The organism is Amphiplicatus metriothermophilus (assembly GCF_900199215.1).
Classification (GTDB): Bacteria; Pseudomonadota; Alphaproteobacteria; order Caulobacterales; family Parvularculaceae; genus Amphiplicatus; species Amphiplicatus metriothermophilus.
The window spans coordinates 75,417-91,809 of the sequence record NZ_FZQA01000007.1; the positions used below are offsets into that span (position 1 = coordinate 75,417).

General features: G+C 63.9%; 11 protein-coding genes and 1 pseudogene. 4 read left to right on the forward strand and 8 right to left on the reverse strand.

Translation table 11 applies throughout. From position 1 onward, the window contains the following. Window positions 1-6: 6 nt before the first annotated feature. The 3 genes from CHB64_RS12830 to CHB64_RS12840 are packed head-to-tail and all read right to left on the reverse strand — an operon-like array spanning window position 7 to window position 3,546. Complete coding sequence (locus CHB64_RS12830) at window positions 7-933, reverse strand: Gfo/Idh/MocA family protein (RefSeq protein ID WP_089413022.1); 927 nt, start codon at window positions 931-933, stop codon at window positions 7-9. Beyond that, entirely contained in the window at window positions 930-1,919 is a 990-nt protein-coding gene (araD1, locus tag CHB64_RS12835; RefSeq protein ID WP_089413023.1) for an AraD1 family protein, read from the reverse strand. The genes CHB64_RS12830 and araD1 overlap by 4 nt, the downstream gene beginning before the upstream one ends. A 49-nt stretch (window positions 1,920-1,968) precedes the next feature. Next, window positions 1,969-3,546, reverse strand: a complete 1,578-nt coding sequence (locus CHB64_RS12840) for an aldehyde dehydrogenase (NADP(+)) (RefSeq protein ID WP_089413024.1) — start codon at window positions 3,544-3,546, stop codon at window positions 1,969-1,971. Between the two features lie 346 nt (window positions 3,547-3,892). On the opposite strand from CHB64_RS12840, the gene CHB64_RS12845 reads away from it, so the two are divergent. Further along, a complete protein-coding gene (locus tag CHB64_RS12845; RefSeq protein ID WP_089413025.1) occupies window positions 3,893-4,924 on the forward strand; it encodes an arabinan endo-1,5-alpha-L-arabinosidase in 1,032 nt (343 codons plus the stop codon). 78 nt (window positions 4,925-5,002) lie between these two features. Beyond that, a complete protein-coding gene (locus CHB64_RS12850; protein ID WP_089413026.1) occupies window positions 5,003-6,655 on the forward strand; it encodes a sodium:solute symporter in 1,653 nt (550 codons plus the stop codon). A gap of 12 nt (window positions 6,656-6,667) precedes the next feature. On the opposite strand, the gene CHB64_RS12855 is transcribed toward CHB64_RS12850, so the two are convergent. Further along, entirely contained in the window at window positions 6,668-7,480 is an 813-nt protein-coding gene (locus tag CHB64_RS12855) for a FadR/GntR family transcriptional regulator (protein WP_089413027.1), read from the reverse strand. Window positions 7,481-7,719: 239 nt separating this feature from the next. On the opposite strand from CHB64_RS12855, the pseudogene CHB64_RS12860 reads away from it, so the two are divergent. Then, window positions 7,720-9,675, forward strand: a pseudogene (locus CHB64_RS12860) (TonB-dependent receptor); the annotation flags it as partial. Continuing rightward, a complete protein-coding gene (locus tag CHB64_RS15695; RefSeq protein WP_311726337.1) occupies window positions 9,645-10,469 on the forward strand; it encodes a TonB-dependent receptor domain-containing protein in 825 nt (274 codons plus the stop codon). The pseudogene CHB64_RS12860 and the gene CHB64_RS15695, both read left to right, overlap by 31 nt. A gap of 60 nt (window positions 10,470-10,529) precedes the next feature. Here the strand turns inward: CHB64_RS15695 and rsmA are convergent, their stop codons facing one another. The 4 genes from rsmA to CHB64_RS12880 all read right to left on the reverse strand — a co-directional run bounded on the left by rsmA (window position 10,530) and on the right by CHB64_RS12880 (window position 16,292). Next, window positions 10,530-11,414, reverse strand: a complete 885-nt coding sequence (rsmA, locus tag CHB64_RS12865) for a 16S rRNA (adenine(1518)-N(6)/adenine(1519)-N(6))-dimethyltransferase RsmA (protein ID WP_089413028.1) — start codon at window positions 11,412-11,414, stop codon at window positions 10,530-10,532. After that, the gene (pdxA, locus tag CHB64_RS12870; protein ID WP_089413029.1) at window positions 11,411-12,442 is read right to left on the reverse strand and encodes a 4-hydroxythreonine-4-phosphate dehydrogenase PdxA; all 1,032 of its coding nucleotides are present in this window, start codon (window positions 12,440-12,442) and stop codon (window positions 11,411-11,413) included. Before pdxA ends, rsmA begins: the two co-directional genes overlap by 4 nt. A 10-nt stretch (window positions 12,443-12,452) precedes the next feature. Continuing rightward, window positions 12,453-13,718: a peptidylprolyl isomerase gene (locus CHB64_RS12875; protein WP_159462503.1), complete on the reverse strand. Its 1,266-nt coding sequence runs from the start codon at window positions 13,716-13,718 to the stop codon at window positions 12,453-12,455. 237 nt (window positions 13,719-13,955) lie between these two features. Further along, a complete protein-coding gene (locus tag CHB64_RS12880) occupies window positions 13,956-16,292 on the reverse strand; it encodes an LPS-assembly protein LptD (RefSeq protein ID WP_089413031.1) in 2,337 nt (778 codons plus the stop codon). Window positions 16,293-16,393: the final 101 nt, after the last annotated feature.

Here is a 16,393-nt window from a genome sequence, read left to right on the forward strand (position 1 = left end):
CGTTTTTCAGAAGTCTTCGAACGGCGCGACGAGCTTGCGCCGGCCGAGCAGAAAGCAATCGGCGACGAGTTCGAACGGCCTCAGGTCCGCGTCGCTGCGTCGATCTTCCAGGAGCGCTTGGAACTGTCGGTAAAGCAGATGATATTCCGGGCCGCCGTCGAGGCGGACCGGCTCGCCGTCGACCGACATGGCGGACGCTCCGTCCGACAGGGCGAGGCGCCCGCCGTCGGTCTCGATGTCGATGGTCCAAGTTTGGGGCCCTCGCTGGTCGAAGTCGAACGCCGCCAGGACTGGGGCGGCGTGTGCGTGGGCGAGCCTGATGTCGGCGGCGATGGGCGCGTCCTTGTTGGCGGGGAAGCGCAGCTCGGCGTCTTCGACAGTCAATGCGCCGGGAAGAATATGAGTGAGCACGGAAAAAGCGTTGATGCCGGCGTCGAACGCGCCGAGTCCAGGCTCCCAGATCCAGCTCTGGCCCGGATGCCAGATGCGAATGTCCTCTTTCCAGCTCACCTCGACGCGCTTTATCTCTTTTCCGCGCAGCCATTCTTTCGCGGGCTCCACGGCCGCCGCCGCGCGCGAATGCCAGGTTACGAACAGAACGCAGCCCGCGCGTGCGGCCATGTCGGCGAATTGGCGCGCCTCGCTCAACGTTGCGGCGGGGGGCTTCTCGATCATGACATCGAGACCGGCGTCAAACGCCTCCGCGATCAGTTGCAGCCGTCCGCGCGGCGGCGTGCAGATGGAGACCGCCGCGACGTCGGGCAGCGCAGCCTTCATCTCGGAAATGGAACGGAAGCCTCGCGCCCCTTCCGGCGGCTCATGGCGCGTTACGGCGGCGACGAGTTCGAAGGCGTCGCTGGCCATCAGGGCGGGGACGTGCGCGTCGCGTGCTATTTTGCCAATGCCTGCGAGCGCGATTTTCATGCGGCTCATAACGGCAGAACCTCTCCTTTCGGGGCATCGGCCCGGGCCAGACGATTGCGCAGCGGCAGGAGGAAAGGCGCGGCCGAGATTTCGAATTCGTCGCCGGTCTGCGCTCTTATCCCGTCAGAAAAGGAAAGCGTCGCCGTTCCGAAGAAATGCACATGCACGTCGCCGGGTTGGCGGAAGATCGAATATTTAAAGTGATGATGCTCCAGATTGGCGATGCTGTGGGACATGTTGGCCTCTCCGGACAGGAACGGCCTTTCCCATATGACCCGCCCTTCCCGACGAATGCGGCTGACGCCTTCGACGCTTTCGGGCGGCGGGCCGAGCAGCAGCTCCGCGCCCAGGGCCACCGGGCGCAGCTTCGAGTGAGCGAGCCAGAGATAGTTTTCCTGTTCTGTGACGTGATCGGAGAATTCGTTGGCGAGACAGAAGCCAAGCCTGCGCGGGATTCCTTCTTCGTCTATCAGATAGACGCCGGCGATCTCGGGCTCCTCGCTTCCGTCCAGCGCGAAGGAGGGCGACAGGAGCGGCGCGCCTGGAGACGCGACGGCTGCGCCGGTGCCCTTGTAAAACCATTCAGGCTGCGCGCCGGGCTCGCCGTCGGCAGGCTTGCCGCCCTGTAGCCCTAACTGAAACATGCGCATCGAGTCGGTCATCTGCTTGCCGGCGGCCGCCCGGTGCATCTTATCGCGGCCTTCGGCGGAGCCGAGATGCGTAAGCCCCGTGCCGGTGAGAAACAGGTGCGCCGGGTCCGGATGATCGATCGGCGGCAACAGACCCCCGGCCTTTTCGATCGCCCGCAGATCGACTTCTTCGCCGAAGGAAGCTCGCGCCAGCGCTTCCAGCGCGGCCGCTTCGGCAATCGCGCGCCGGGCCAGCGCGAGAGTCGTTTCCGCGGCGGTCACGCGCCGCGCGCGGCCGTCGTCGTCGAGGGCGGCGACGGCGCGAGCGCCGTCGTCGTGGGCGTATTGCACCAAGCGTAACGTCATCTCGCCCACACCTGTCTGATCGGCGCGCCGCCGGGCGCGTCCGCCCGGCTCAGTCGATTTTCCATACTCCGTCGATCCTGCGCAGCACGCCGGCCGGCCCGTTCTCCCTCAGCATCGCAGGCAGCAGAGTCCGGGGAAAATCCTGATAGCAGACCGGCCGGAGAAAGCGTTCGATGGCGAGGGCGCCGACCGATGTCGTTCTTGAATCCGACGTCGCAGGGAAGGGTCCCCCGTGAACCATGGCGTGACAGACCTCGACCCCGGTCGGCCAGCCATTGGCGATTAGCCGGCCGGCCTTTTCCTCCAGAAGGGGCAGGAGCGCTTTGGCCGTCGCCAGATCCTTCTCGACGAAATGCATGGTGACGGTAAGCTGTCCCTCGAGGCTTTCAAGCGCCTTGGCGAAGGCAGCTGCGTCCCGGCACCGAACAAGTACGGAGGACGCGCCGAACACTTCCTGTGATATAACCTTATTACGGATAAAATCGTCGACAGAAATGCTGAAAAAAGCCGGACGGCAAAGATTGTTTCCATCAGCCTCTGCGCCGCAGGCGACCGTCGCGACTTCCGCGATCGATGAAAGCCGCGACAGTCCTTCCTCATAGGCCTGGTGAATGGCAGGCGTGAGCATTGTCTGCGGCGGGGACTCCTCGACGGCCTTTCTTGCGGCTTCGACGAAGCGATCGAGGCGCGGGCTTTGGATCGCGAGAACGAGGCCCGGATTGGTGCAGAACTGGCCTGCGCCGAGGGTGAGGGAGGCGACGAAATCGCGTCCGAGCTTTTCCGCCTGCTCTTCGAGCGCGCCGGGCAGAAGGATGACCGGATTGACCGCGCTCATCTCCGCGTAGACCGGGATCGGCTCTTCGCGCGCCTGCGCGATTCTCATTAGCGCAAGCCCGCCTTGCCGCGATCCTGTGAAAGCCGCGGCCTTGACGCGCGGATCGGCGACCAGCGCCTGGCCGAGATCATGATGCGGGCTGTTCAGCATCGAAAAGACGCCTTCCGGCAGCTCCAGCGCCGCCACGGCGTCGGCAACGGCGCCGGCGACCAGTTCGCAGACTCCCGGATGGGCCGGATGACCTTTCGCGATCACCGGACAGCCGGCCGCGAGCGCGGAGGCCGTGTCGCCGCCGGCGACGGAGAAGGCGAGCGGGAAATTGCTCGCTCCGAAAACGACGACCGGACCCAGCGGTTTTTTCCGCATACGCACATCCCGCCGGGGCGCAGGCTGGCGTTCGGGAAGCGCTGGATCGATTTGCACGCCCATACACGCCCCGTCGCGCAGTTCGGCGGCGAACAGCTTCAGCTGATAGACGGTACGCGCCCGCTCACCGGCGAGACGGGCGAGAGGAAGGCCTGTTTCGAAGCGCGCCCGCTCGAGCAGTCCGTCGCCCAACGCGTCGATATTGGCCGCGATCCGCTCGAGCAGACGGGCGCGCTTTTCAGGGCCTGCTTGCTCGAAAGCTCGAAAAGCCTCAGCGGCCAGGGCGCAGGCTTGCGTCGCTTCCGCCGGGCCAGCGGCGCTGAAGGCGGGCGCCAGCGGGTCTCCGGTTGCGGGATCGATTGCGGAGAAAGCGGCGTCGGTCGTTACGCGTTTCGCTCCGATGAAGAGTCGGCCGGTAAGCGCCATCACGGGACCCGGTTGTTGAAGAGCCGGTCCCTAGTCAAATTCATGTACGGCGCTTAGTCAATAAATCAGACAAAACAAGATTAGCGTCGTGTCGCTCCATCCAAGGCGCGAGCGCTGTAAAGGGCAGCTGGGAACCTGTACAAGATACTGTTTCACAGGCGTATTTTTGGGAGGGCGAGGGCGCGCTCGCCAAGCCCTGTCCGACGGGCGCATTCAGCATGGCCGAATCCCGATGACTTTTGACACCATTAATATGATATTATATCCAAAAAATGGAACGGTTCGGCGTGGGCGATTCCTTTGCATGAAAGCCCGCTGAAGGAAGTCGGCTGACGGAGCAACAGCCATGACGGGATGCTGGTTGATCGCCGCCTTCGCGCTGACTGTCGTCGCCGCCTCGTCCGTCGCTGGCGACGAGCCGGCTCAGTCGTCCGGGATCCTGCAGACGCCTGGACTGGCGCTTGCGGGCGATCTTCAGCCCGTACACGACCCGGCGATCATCAAGCACCAAAATAGATATCACCTGTTTTCGACCAGCCATGTCGGCGAGGAGCCCGGACTCGTGCACTGGCGCGTGTCAGACGATCTGAGGACATGGCGGCGCGGCGGCGCGGTCTTCGATTCGATCCCCGCATGGGCGCTCGATTACGCGTTGGACGCGCGCGGCGTGTGGGCGCCGGACATCATCCATGCAAGCGGCGAATACCGGCTTTATTACTCGGTGTCGTCCTTCGGGAAGAACGCGTCTGCGATCGGGCTCGCCGCCAATGCGACCCTGGACCCGTCGGACGAGAGGTTCGGCTGGATCGACAGAGGGCTCGTCTTCTTTTCCCGCGAAGGCGACGATTTCAACGCGATCGACCCGAATCTTCTGATCGACGCCGAAGGACGCCACTGGCTTTCATTCGGCAGCTTCTGGACTGGACTCAAGATGATCGCCATCGACCCGGAAAGCGGCCTGCCGGCCGAGAAACAACCGACGTTGCACTCACTGGCGCGCCGTCCGTCGCCGGGCGCCGTCGAGGCGCCGTTCATCATAGAACGCGGGGGATATTACTATCTGTTCGCCTCCTTCGATTTTTGCTGTCGGGGCGCGGCCAGCACCTATTACACGGTCGTCGGGCGCGCGTCGTCGCCGACCGGACCTTATGTCGATCGCGACGGCGTCGGGATGATGGCAGGGGGCGGCTCCGTCGTACTGCATGCCGGTCAGGACCCCACTGAGCGGTTCTTCGGCCCAGGCCATGTCGCGATTCTGCGCGACGGCGGCGCGGATTACATCGTTCATCACGCCTATGACGCGCGCCGCGGCGGCGCGCCGACCCTGCGCATCCGCAAACTAGAGTGGACGCAGGACGGATGGCCCCGCGCGCGTTGAGCGCTGCGACGCAAAAAGGGGGGGCGCCGGCGCACGGAGCCGGTCGTGAAAGACGATGAATCGCGTTGGGAGGGAACAATGAGTTTCGGGATTCTGGACTGGGCCGTGCTCGGTCTGTTTATGGCGGCGCTTCTGGGCGTGGTCATATGGGTGGCGCTGCAAAAAGAAGAGGACACGGAGGATTACTTTCTCGCCGGGCGCGACGCCGGCTGGCTGGTGATCGGCGCATCGATCTTCGCCTCAAACATCGGCTCGGAGCATCTTGTCGGCCTCGCTTCCGCCGGCGCCGAAAGCGGCATGGCGATGGCGCATTGGGAGCTGCATTCGTGGCTTATCCTCGTGCTCGCTTGGATCTTCGTTCCCTTCTACTGGCGCACGCACGTGTTCACGACGCCGGAATTCCTCGAGCGCCGCTACTCGCCGCAAACGAGAACGTTCTTTTCATTCATTTCGCTGGTCAGCTACATCCTCACGAAAGTTTCCGTCACGGTTTTTGCCGGAGGCCTCGCCATCAAGGAGATCTTCGGGATCGACGCCCTGTTTGGCGTGGACTTCTTCTGGATCGCGGCGATTTCGCTCATTCTGGTGACGGGCGCCTACACCGTGGCCGGGGGCATGAAGGCGGTGTTGTGGACCTCGGTGCTGCAGACGCCGGTTCTCCTCTTGGGTTCGATCATCATTCTCATCGCGGGCCTGACCAGGCTCGGCGGCGACGCAGGCTTTCTTGGGGGCTTCCCCGTGATGTCCGAGGTCAACGGCGAGAAAATGCACCTGTTTCGGCCGATCGACGATCCGAGATTTCCCTGGCCGGCGGTGGTCGGCGGCTCCATCATCATCGGAAGCTGGTATTGGTGCACGGATCAATACATCGTGCAGCGGGTCCTTTCCGCGCGCGACATGAAGCAGGCGCGCCGCGGGGGAATTTTCGGCGCCTATCTGAAACTGCTGCCGGTCTTAATTTTTCTGATTCCGGGCATGATTGCATTCGCCTTGGCCGAAAAGGGGATGCTGGCGATGCCCGACGGCGCGAACACAGCCTTTCCAGTGCTGGTGCGCGAGCTTCTGCCGGAAGGGGTCAAGGGCGTGGTGTTGGGCGGCGCGATCGCAGCGCTGATGAGCTCGCTCGCCTCGCTGTTCAACTCATCGGCGACATTGTTCACAGTGGATTTCTACGAAAGGCTGAGACCCGGAAAGTCCGAGAAGCATTACCTTCATGTGGGGCGCTGGGCGACAGCGGCGGTGGTCCTGCTGGGCGTGGCTTGGGTGCCGGTGATTCCGTTTCTCGGCGACAGCCTTTATGAAGCGTTGCAGAAAGTGCAGGGTCTTATAGCGCCGGCGATCGTCGCCGTGTTCTTTCTCGGCGTTTTTTCAAGCCGCATCACGCCGGCCGCAGGCTTCATAGGGCTCGTCGCCGGGTTCGCCGCCGGCATGTTCCGGCTGATTCTCGAGCTTTCGCCGGGCTTGGCGCGCGCGAACGCCTTTTTCGCAGGCTTGGCGCAGATGAACTGGCTCTATTACTGCTGCGCGCTGTTAGTTTTCACGATCGCTGTGATGGTCGTCGTGAGCGCGGCGACGCGTCCGAAAAGCGACGCTGAGCTGGACGGGATCACGTACCGGTCTATAACGCCCGAGCAGAAACAGGAAACGCGCAAAAGCTGGAACGGCTGGGATGTTTTCCACACCGCCGTCATCTTGGGCGTGATTGCGCTGGTGTACGTATTGTTCTGGTGATGCGGCGAAGCGTTACCGCGCGCTGCTGCGTCTGGGCGTCGCCTCGCCGCGCCATTCTTCGAGGCCGCCTGCGGTCTCCGCCCGCGTTTTCTCCATGGCGTCGGCTTCGGCCTGCTCGGCGTTGCGTCGCTGGGCTTCATAGAGAAGCATCTTGGAGTCGATGATGAGGGAGCGCATGGCCGCTTCTGCCGCCTGCTGGTCGCGCGCCGCAATCGCTTCGAAAATCCGCATATGGTCATTCACCATTTCGTCTTTATCGGCCTTTCTTTTGTTCGTGATGCGGATGGAAAAGCGCAGCGCCACCTCGATCATGTAACGCAGACTCCAGAAAAATCGGTTGCCGCCGGCTTTCAGGATCGCGACATGAAAGGCGATATCGGCGGATAACGGATCGTCGTCGCCGACTACCGCATCGCGCATGCGTTCGATGGCGGCGCGCATTTCCTCTATGGCTTCTTGATCGCCGTTGCGCGCGGCCAGCATCGCCGCGGAGGGTTCGATCGCCAGGCGCACGTCGACGAACTCCAGCATCAACGGCAACACGTTCCTGCGATGGAGAAGCCAGGAGAGTATGTCTGGATCGGCCAGATTCCACTCCGCCTCCGGCTTGACGATTGTGCCGCGTCGAGGGCGGGAATCGATAAGCCCCTTCGCCGTGAGCATCTTTACGGCTTCGCGCAGAACGGTGCGGCTAGCGCCGAAATGCGTCACCAATTCGCTTTCCGGCGGCAGCGTCGCGCCGGGCGGGTAGTCTCCCACGGCGATGGCGCGCCCGAGGGCTTGGGCGATGCGGCTGGTGAGATTGCTGTGAAGGGGATAATCCACGCGCGTCCTCCTGTTGTTATCATAATATGATATGCGCCTATCTTCGCGTCAACACGCGTCAACACCACGCGTCAACCACTTCGAAAGATGGGTTTCCGCTTGCCGTATTTCTGCATTTCTGCTGGCGGTATAGATTATTTATCAGATAAATAAGCTTTAAGGGCATGAAAAAGAACCGGGAGGAAGCGATGATCGGAAAAAGCAGGATTTTCAGCGGCGTTTCGCTCTTGACGCTCGCAATGGTGTTGACGGCCCATCCGGCCGCGGCTCAGGACGAAGATCAGGGGCGGGACGAAATCATCGTCAAGGGGATTCGCGGCAGCGTCGTCCAGTCGCTCGACATCAAGCGCAATAGCGTGCAGGTGGTCGACTCCATCGTCGCGGAAGATATCGGCAAGCTGCCAGACAACAACGTGATCGAGGCCCTGCAGCGCGTCACCGGCGTGCAGGTCACCAATCGGGGCGGGGGCGAGGCCTCGGCGGTGTTCATCCGCGGGCTTCCCGACGTCACCACGACCTGGAACGGCCGGCTCGTCTTCACAGCCTCGGGCCGCCAGCTCGCGCTGCAGGACATTCCCTCGAACCTCGTCAAGCGCGTGGACGTCTTCAAGACGCGCGCGTCCGAGCAGATTGAAACGGGCATCGCCGGCCAGATCGACGTAATGACGCGCCGCCCCTTCGATTTCGACGGGTTCGCCTTCTCCGTCGCGGCGCGCGGCATTTATCAGGAAGAAAGAAAGACCGTCGATCCGAACGTGAGCGCGCTGATTAGCAACCGCTGGTCGACCGAGCTCGGCGATTTCGGCGTCCTGCTCAACGCCAGCTTTGCACAGACCCGTTTCTGCGATCAGAGCGTGACCGCCGGCGCCATGGTGCCGTTCGCCACGCCGGACAGTCCGCCGACGGGTTGGACGCCGCTTGAGCGGATCTTTCCAACGGATGGTAGAGCGCCGGGACAGGAAATATGGCAACCGGGCCTGGACGCCGGCCTGCCGACCGCGCCGGGATCGACGCTGACGGTCAACGGCGAGGATTTCGAGTATCTCCTCGGGCGCGACGCGCTTTTCGCGAGCGATTTCCGGGGCGACCGCAAGCGCCCTGCGGCGACCGCTGCGATCCAATGGGCGCCGGACGATTCGTCGGCCTACACCTTCGAATTTTTCTACCAGGGCTTTCGCCAAGACCTCTTCAACAATCTGCACTTCACTTTCGCCGACTGGTGGGGCGCGCTCGGGCCAGATCCGGCTTCCACCATTACGCTTTTCCCTGGCTCGAACATCATCAAGACACGCCGGGTGGGTTTTCCGTTCGGCTTCAATAGCGGCGACTTTACGGACCAGAAAACAGACAGCTTCGTCTACGCGCTGAGCGGGCGGTGGTCGCTAGGCGACCGGCTGGACCTGACAGGCGATCTTTCTTACCAGAAAAGCGATTTCAGCACGCAATTCGTCGCGGTGCGGACGACGCGCGTGCCGGAGTCAATCAGTATCGACTTCAACGGCGGAGACGGAATTCCTTCCTGGGAGTTTAATGACAACGCCGAGATGCTCGATCCGTCAGTATGGACTGTTGCGGAACTATTCGAAAACGCCGGCGCGTCCCATGGCGACGCCTTCACGGCGTCATTCGACGGCGATTACGATCTCGACCGCGCCGACGGCGATGGCTTTTTCAAGAAGCTGAGCTTCGGATTCCGTTATGACGACCGGAGCGCGGCGGAGTCGCAAATTCCCCCAAGGGATTCGGCGTTTCTCGGCCAGCCTCTCGATTCGCTCGACCCGGGCTTTCAGTGGGTCAACAAAGGCTTTTTCGACGGTCGCGCCAACGTGCCATCGTCCTGGGTGGTCGCCAACGGCTATTTCATTCGGGACAATAGAGACGATGTGCGCGCCCTTTATGGCGTGACGGCGCCGCAGCTGATGGAAGCCTTCACTATCGACGAGCGTTCGATCGCCGGCTATCTGCAGCTTGATCTCGAGCCGAGACTGTTCGACCAGCCGTTCTTCATTCAGGCTGGCGTGCGCTATGTGAACGTCAAGACGGACATGACGTTCACTGATCTGAACGATCCATTGTTCCCTATGACCGACGCCTCGGCGAAAGTCGACGACCTTCTGCCGTCCGTCACGCTGCGCTACGACGCGACGGACGACTTCCGGCTGCGATTCAACTACGGCAAGACGCTGCGGCGGCCGAATTTCGCCGACCTCAATCCCAACTTCAGCCTTACCGGGGACCTCACGATGTCGGTCGGGGCAGCGGGACGGGTGGCAATCCCGAGCTGGAGCCGACCCGAGCGACGAATATTGACCTGACGGCGGAGTGGTATTTCGCTTCGGACAGCGCGCTCTATACGACCCTCTTCCGACGCGAGATCGACGGGCTCGTCGTTCCACTCACGCGACTGCTTGAAATTCCGGGAACGGGACTCAATACGGACTTCTTCGCCGTCACGCAGCCGGTCAACGCCTCGGACGGCGTGCTCAAGGGGGTCGAGGCAGGGTTCGTCTACTTTCCGGACTATCTGCCCGGCGTTCTGAACGGATTGGGCGTGCTTGGCAGCCTCACAGTTCTTGATTCGCAGCAGAACATTCCGCTCACGAACTCCGCTGGCGAGATCATCGACGAGGAGATAACCAGCTTCTTCGGCGTTTCCGACTTCTCCTACAATGTCACCATGGCCTATGAACGCGAGAATTTCGGTTTGCGTCTGTCCTACGTCTGGCGTGATGACTTTCTGAACAATAATGAGGCGCGGCTGTTCGCAAATCCCATTGGCATATGGCGGCGTCCGGAGAAAAGCCTTGACCTTCAGGTCAACTACAATATCGCTGAGAACGCGACGCTCACGTTCGACGCAGTAAACCTCACCAACGAGCTTCAGCAGTCCTATTACGCCTTCGGCGACGCAGGAGGTCCGGTCACGCATAATTTCGGCTCGACCATCCTCAGCCGGACCTTCGCGCTGGGGCTACGGTTCTCGCTCTGAAGGACGGGCTGCAGGCAAGCCGTTCGGCGGACGGCGGGCGTTCGGCGCCCGCCGTCATCGCTATTGCGCAGGTGAGCGTACGCGCAGGATCTGTCGCATCCTTTCGCAGATTTCGGCGAGCTTTATGAACTGTTCGACGGTCACGTTCTCGGCCCGGGCTGTCGGCTCGACGCCGGCATCCTCCAGCGCGGCCTCCAGCGCTTCGCCCAGCAGCGCCTTGAGCGAAGAGCGCAGCATCTTGCGGCGCTGGGCGAAAGCGGCATGGGTGACCCGCTCAAGCGTGGTGAGGAAGTCGAGACGCGCCGGCGTCGGGGAAAAGACAAGCACGGAAGAGTCGACTTTGGGCGGCGGCGTGAAGGCTCGCGCCGGCAGGTCGAAGGCGCGCGCCGGCCGGCTCGCCGCCTGCGCGATCACCGACAGACGGCCATAAGTCTTCGAGCCCGGCGCGGCGAGGATGCGATCGGCGACCTCCTTCTGAAACATCAGCGTCATGACGGACCACAAGGGCGCGCTCTCATGATTCGCGCGCAGCCATTTGACAAGCAGCTCCGTCGAGATGTTGTAAGGCAGGTTGGCGACGATCTTCGCGGGGCCAGGCCTGAGAAGCGCGCGCTCATCGACGGCGAGCCCATCGCCTTCGATGACGCGCAGCCGTCCCGGATAGGCTGCTTCGAGCTCCGCCAGAGCGGCGAGGCAGCGCGCGTCGCGCTCGACGGCGACGGTCTCGGCGCCGGCCTCCAATAGCGCGCGGGTGAGCCCGCCCGGGCCAGGACCGATCTCCAGCGCCCGATCGCCCGGCTCGACGCCGGCCACGCGCGCGATCTTCCGCGTCAGGTTCAGATCGAGCAGAAAGTGCTGGCCGAGCGTCTTCTTCGCGCCGAGATCGTGGCGCGCGATCACCTCGCGCAGGGGCGGCAAAGACGGGGACGTCGGCGCGCCGCTCATAATGCGCTGCGGCGCTCAGCCATGGCGGCGGCGAGCCGCAAGGCGGCGATCAGGCTGTCGGCGCGCGCAAGGCCTTTGCCGGCGATGCCGAGCGCCGTGCCGTGGTCGGGCGAAGTCCGGATGATCGGCAAGCCGAGCGTGACGTTGACCGTCTCATGGAAGGCGAGCGTCTTAGCCGGTATCAGCGCCTGGTCGTGATACATGCAGATGGCGGCGTCGTAGCGCGCGCGCGCGTCGTCGTGGAACATCGTATCAGCGGGCAGCGGCCCTGCGGCGTCGATCCCGGCGGCGCGCAGCGCCTCGACTGCGGGCGCGACGATGCGGGCGTCCTCATCGCCCAGCGCGCCGCCTTCGCCGGCGTGGGGGTTGAGGCCCGCGACGGCGAGTCGGGGCCGTTCGATGCCGAAATCATGGGCGAGCGCCTCGGCGGCCAAAGTTCCTGCGCGCACGATCGCCTCAACGTTCAGCGTGCGAACGGCCTCGGCGAGCGGCACGTGAATCGTCACGGGAACCGTGCGCAGGGCGGGACCCGCCAGCATCATCGCCGGGCCGCGCAGCCTTTCTCCCACCGGGCCGCGGGGCATGGTCGCGTCCTTTGTCAGCACGCCAAGAAATTCCGTATGCCCTGGAAAAGCGAATCCCGCGCTGATCAGGGAGGCCTTCTGGATAGGATTCGTGACGACGCCCGAGGCCGCGCCGACGAGCGCGTCGGCGACGGCGCGTCGGATCGATTCGATGACGAGCGGCGCCAGGGTCGGGTCGGCGGCGCCGGTTCTGGCGGCGACGGGTTCGCTCAGCGGCAGAACCGGCAGCCTTTCGGAAAACGCGGCGCACGCCTCGGCCGGTTCGGCGATCTGCGTGACGGGCGCGCCCAAGGCCTCGAGGCGCGCCGGATCGTCGACGGCGTAAAAGCATGGGTCGCCGCGCCGCAGCGCGCGCCATGCGGCGACGGTTATCTCGCCGCCGACCCCGCCGGGCTCGCCCATGGTGAGGGCAAGAGGCGCGGGCGCTGCACGGGCGGCGGGCATGGGGGCTGTGTCAGCCTCTGTTCTGAAGAGCCGCCTCAGGGCGCATGCGGATATCCACATGGGCGGCGCGCTCGAGGTCCCGCAGATATTGCTGGGCGATGCGGCCGAGCTGGCGGCCGTAGATCCGGTCCTCGACCGCGGCGCGCGAGGGAAGGCCGAGGCCTTCGTCCTTCTCGCACACATAGACCGCGTGCAGCGCGCCGTCGGCCTCCACCGGCGCGCTCATTTCACGGCGATCGAGGTCTTCGACCGCGCTGCGGAACCGCGGGTCGATATCCTTGAGCTTCATGTTTTCGAGAAACGCCGCGCCGATGCCGGGCCCGAGATCCCGTCGCAAGGCGCCGCTGCCGCAGGCGTCGGCCGTGCGCAGCTTCTCGAGCCCCATGAGCGCCGCGTTGCGCCCCATCGACAGGGGCGCGGCGGCGTAGGCGAGGGTGAAGGTCGGTTCGCCGGCTACGACCGCTTCGCGCTTGTCGCGCACGGCGAGAATCATGAACGCCCCGTCGGACGGGATGGGATTGGTGACCGAGCCAACGGGCAGGGCCTTCACCGCTTCGTCGAGCTCCGGCGGCAGCTCGCCGGCGCGCACCCAGCCGAGATCGCCGCCCGCCGCAGCCGAACTGCACGCCGAGAACTGCTGCGCGACGACGGCGAACGGCACGCCCCGTCGCATTTGTTCGATGAGTTGCAGGGAACCCTGATAATACGCCTGCGCCTGCGAGGGGTTGGGCACGGGAATGCAGATCTCCGAAACCAGATACTGCTCATTGGTTGCGTCCTCGCGCATCCGCTCGATCGTCTGCTCGATCTCCTCGTCGCTGACGCGCACGCGCGAGCCGTACCGCCCCTGGACGATGCGCGGCCATGCGATGCTCGCACGGATCTGGTCTCGCAACGCGCGCATGGAGATGCCTTGGGCGGCGAGCACCTGTTCGAGTTCGGCAACGCTTAGGCCCGACGAGCCCGCCATGGCGCGAAGCTCCGCCTCGAGCTCGGCCTCGTCCACCTCGACCTCGAACTTCTTCGCTTCCTGCAGCTTAAGCTTCTCCTCGACGAGATCGCGCAGAGCCTGTGCCTGAAGCTGGGCGAGCAGATCCTCCGTGATCTGGCGGCCAGCGACCGAAAGCAGCATCAGCCTGACGCGCTGTTGCACGTCGAAAGTAGTGATGACCTCGTCATTAACGATTGCGGCGACGGCCGTTGCAGGGCCGACGTAGCCCTCAGGCAACCCTTCCTGGTCGCCCTGCGAGCCCGGCCGAGGCTGCGCGAGCGTCACGGAGGCGGTTAGCGCCAGACTGCAAAGTAACGCGCAACCTGTTGCTTTTATTGCAGAAATTTTTATCAACGCCATACTTTAATGTGGCTCCGGCCCATGTTGCGCATCTACAGTCAGGCGGCCCGGCCTGCGACTCGCAAGCCCACATAGGCCCGAAAAAATAGTCCAAAAGCAAGGCCGTTCAAGCCGGAGACGTCCGAGGGTGTAGAGCCCGCCTGCTTTTCGCGCATAGCCGGCTCATTGCACTAGGGAGCGCAGCGTGAAGCGGATCAGCACGGCGTTGTCGGTGCCTAGCCCGACGTCACGGGTCTGATCGCGGCGATAGGTGATCTCGAAGGTGGCGCAGTCGTCCTGATAGCCAATGATAAAGTCCTGCCGGATGGTGCGGTCGGCGACGAGGTTCTCGCGCCAGGCTCCCCCGACCGACCAGTTGTCGGTCAGACGCACGCGCATCCTTCCGGTGAGCTCTTCGCGTTTGACGAGATCCGCGGCGGCGTTCTCCTCGTTGAGGCGCACATAACTGACCGAGCCGGAAAACCGCCACAGGCTGAAGCGCCCGATGGACTCTGCACGCTGCAGGGAGCCGTCATCGTCGTCGAACCGGAAGCGGTTCTCCAGATTGACGACGTTCCGGTAGCCGATGTCGAGCGAGCCGACGATGTCGGAGCGTTTCTCGCCGAGCCCTGTCGACGGATCGAAGGCGCGCGTGTCCTGCAGACGGAACTGCTCGCCTACCGACGCCTCAATCGACAGGCCGTTGTTGAAAACGGCTGAGGCGGCCACGCCTGCATTCATACGTTGGCCGTCCTCGAAGGCGTCGAAGCCGGTCGCTTTGTTGTAGTCGAACAGGCCGGCGTAATCGAACTCGATGCTCTGCGAGTCCTCGTTGATGATGTGGGCGGAATTGCGGTTTGCGGGGCTCGCCACGAGCTGCACGCGCGGCTCGATGAAAAGACGCGCCGGCCCGGCGCGCCTGGTCAGCGGATAGGACCATTCCAAGCCTGCCGACGGCGCGAAGCGGGCGTCGAAATCGGTCGGATCGTTTCGCAGGATCCAGGGATTGTCGTCGGCGCACGCGTCGGTCGGATCGGAACAAATCTCTGTGCCCTCGTCGAGATCGGCATAGTAGAAGGCGTCGGCGCGCATCTCCGCGAACATGTGGAACCGATGGCCGCCGCGGGTGATGTGCTCGCGCTCCCAATAAGCGCTCGCCGTGAAGCGGCGGCTGTCTACGCCGGACGAGCGCTGGAGAGAGGCGAAGTTGGCGTTCACGCTGGCGCGTCCGCCGACGACCGGCGTTTGAAAATCGTGCCGGAAGTCGATGAGCGGCAGCACGTAAGGCGTCAGGCCGCTGTCGTCGGTCTGACGCAACCCCTGAAACAGATAGGCGTCGGCGAGGAGTCTTGATCCGCCCGATCTCCATTGTCCGTATACGTTGGAGCGCAAGCGATTAGTGCGCGAGGTGTCGATCTCCTGGCGCAGGTCGCCGCGCCGTTCGACGTCATAGCGTCGCAGATAGGTGTTGTCCGAGACACGCTCGATGTCGTAGCCGGCGCGCCAGTTGTCGCCGAAGTCGCGATGGCCCTTGGCGAAGATGTGCCAGCGCACGCCGGGAATCCCGACAGGAATCCGCCCGTCCTCGTCGGGCTTGGTGTTATCGAAGTCGATCACGCCCGCCTGGACGACATGATAGCCGCTGATGTCGCGCCGGCGGTATTCGCCCTGCCATAGCATCCCGTCGTTCGTAGTGTATTTTGGAGAAAAGGTCGCATCCTGATGATTGGACAGCGCTAGGTAATAGGGAAGCTCGAGATTGAATCCGAGCCGGCTCGATGCGCCGATCACCGGCGTCAGAAAGCCGGACTGCCGCTCGACCGAAGGGTCGGGCGCCTGAAGAAAGGGCATGTAGAGGATCGGCACGCCCTTGATCTCAAAAAAGGCGTGACGGAAGCGCACGACCTTACGCTCCTCGTCGCGCGTGACGCGCAGGGCCTTGACGCGCCAGGTTGGGGTCTTGCCCTCGCCGTTCGCCTTGCAGACCTCGCAGGTAGTATAGACGGCATGGGAAAGCCGGGTGCGCGCACCCTGTTCGCGAATCGCCTCGTCGGCTGCGAGTCGCGCGCCTTCCGCGAGCAGGGCGCTGAAATTCTCCGCGATGCCGTCTCGCAGATCGCCCGTGATTTCAACGCGATCGGCGAAGGCCGTCTCCAGCGACTTGTCCGTGATAGAGACTTGCCCTTCCGCGACGACGATGTCGGTTTGGGGATCGTAGGTCAGCCTGTCGGCGCGCAGATAGCGCTCGCCGAAATAGGCGCGCACATTTCCCTCCGCGACGATCGGGGAGTCTTCACTCTCGCGCATGACGAAATCGGCTTCGAAGAGAACCTCTTCTTCTTCGCCCGATGTTCTCGCCAGCGCTTCGGGCGGCGGCTCCGAGGGGGGGCTGATTTCACCCGGCGCGAGGCGCTCCTGCGAGCCCGGCGGCGCGACGGCGGGGTGCTGAATGAGGGCGATACGCGCTGAAGCCGGCGTTGTCGGCTCGCCTACGACAACCAGCGCGTCGCCGGCCGCCAAGGCAGGCGCGCCGGCGCCCGCCGCAAGAACGGAGGTCGCAAGCCAAGACGAAATGCGGCGCGCGTCGCTCAGGGCCCGCCTCCCGCGCTGCGGCAGCCGCG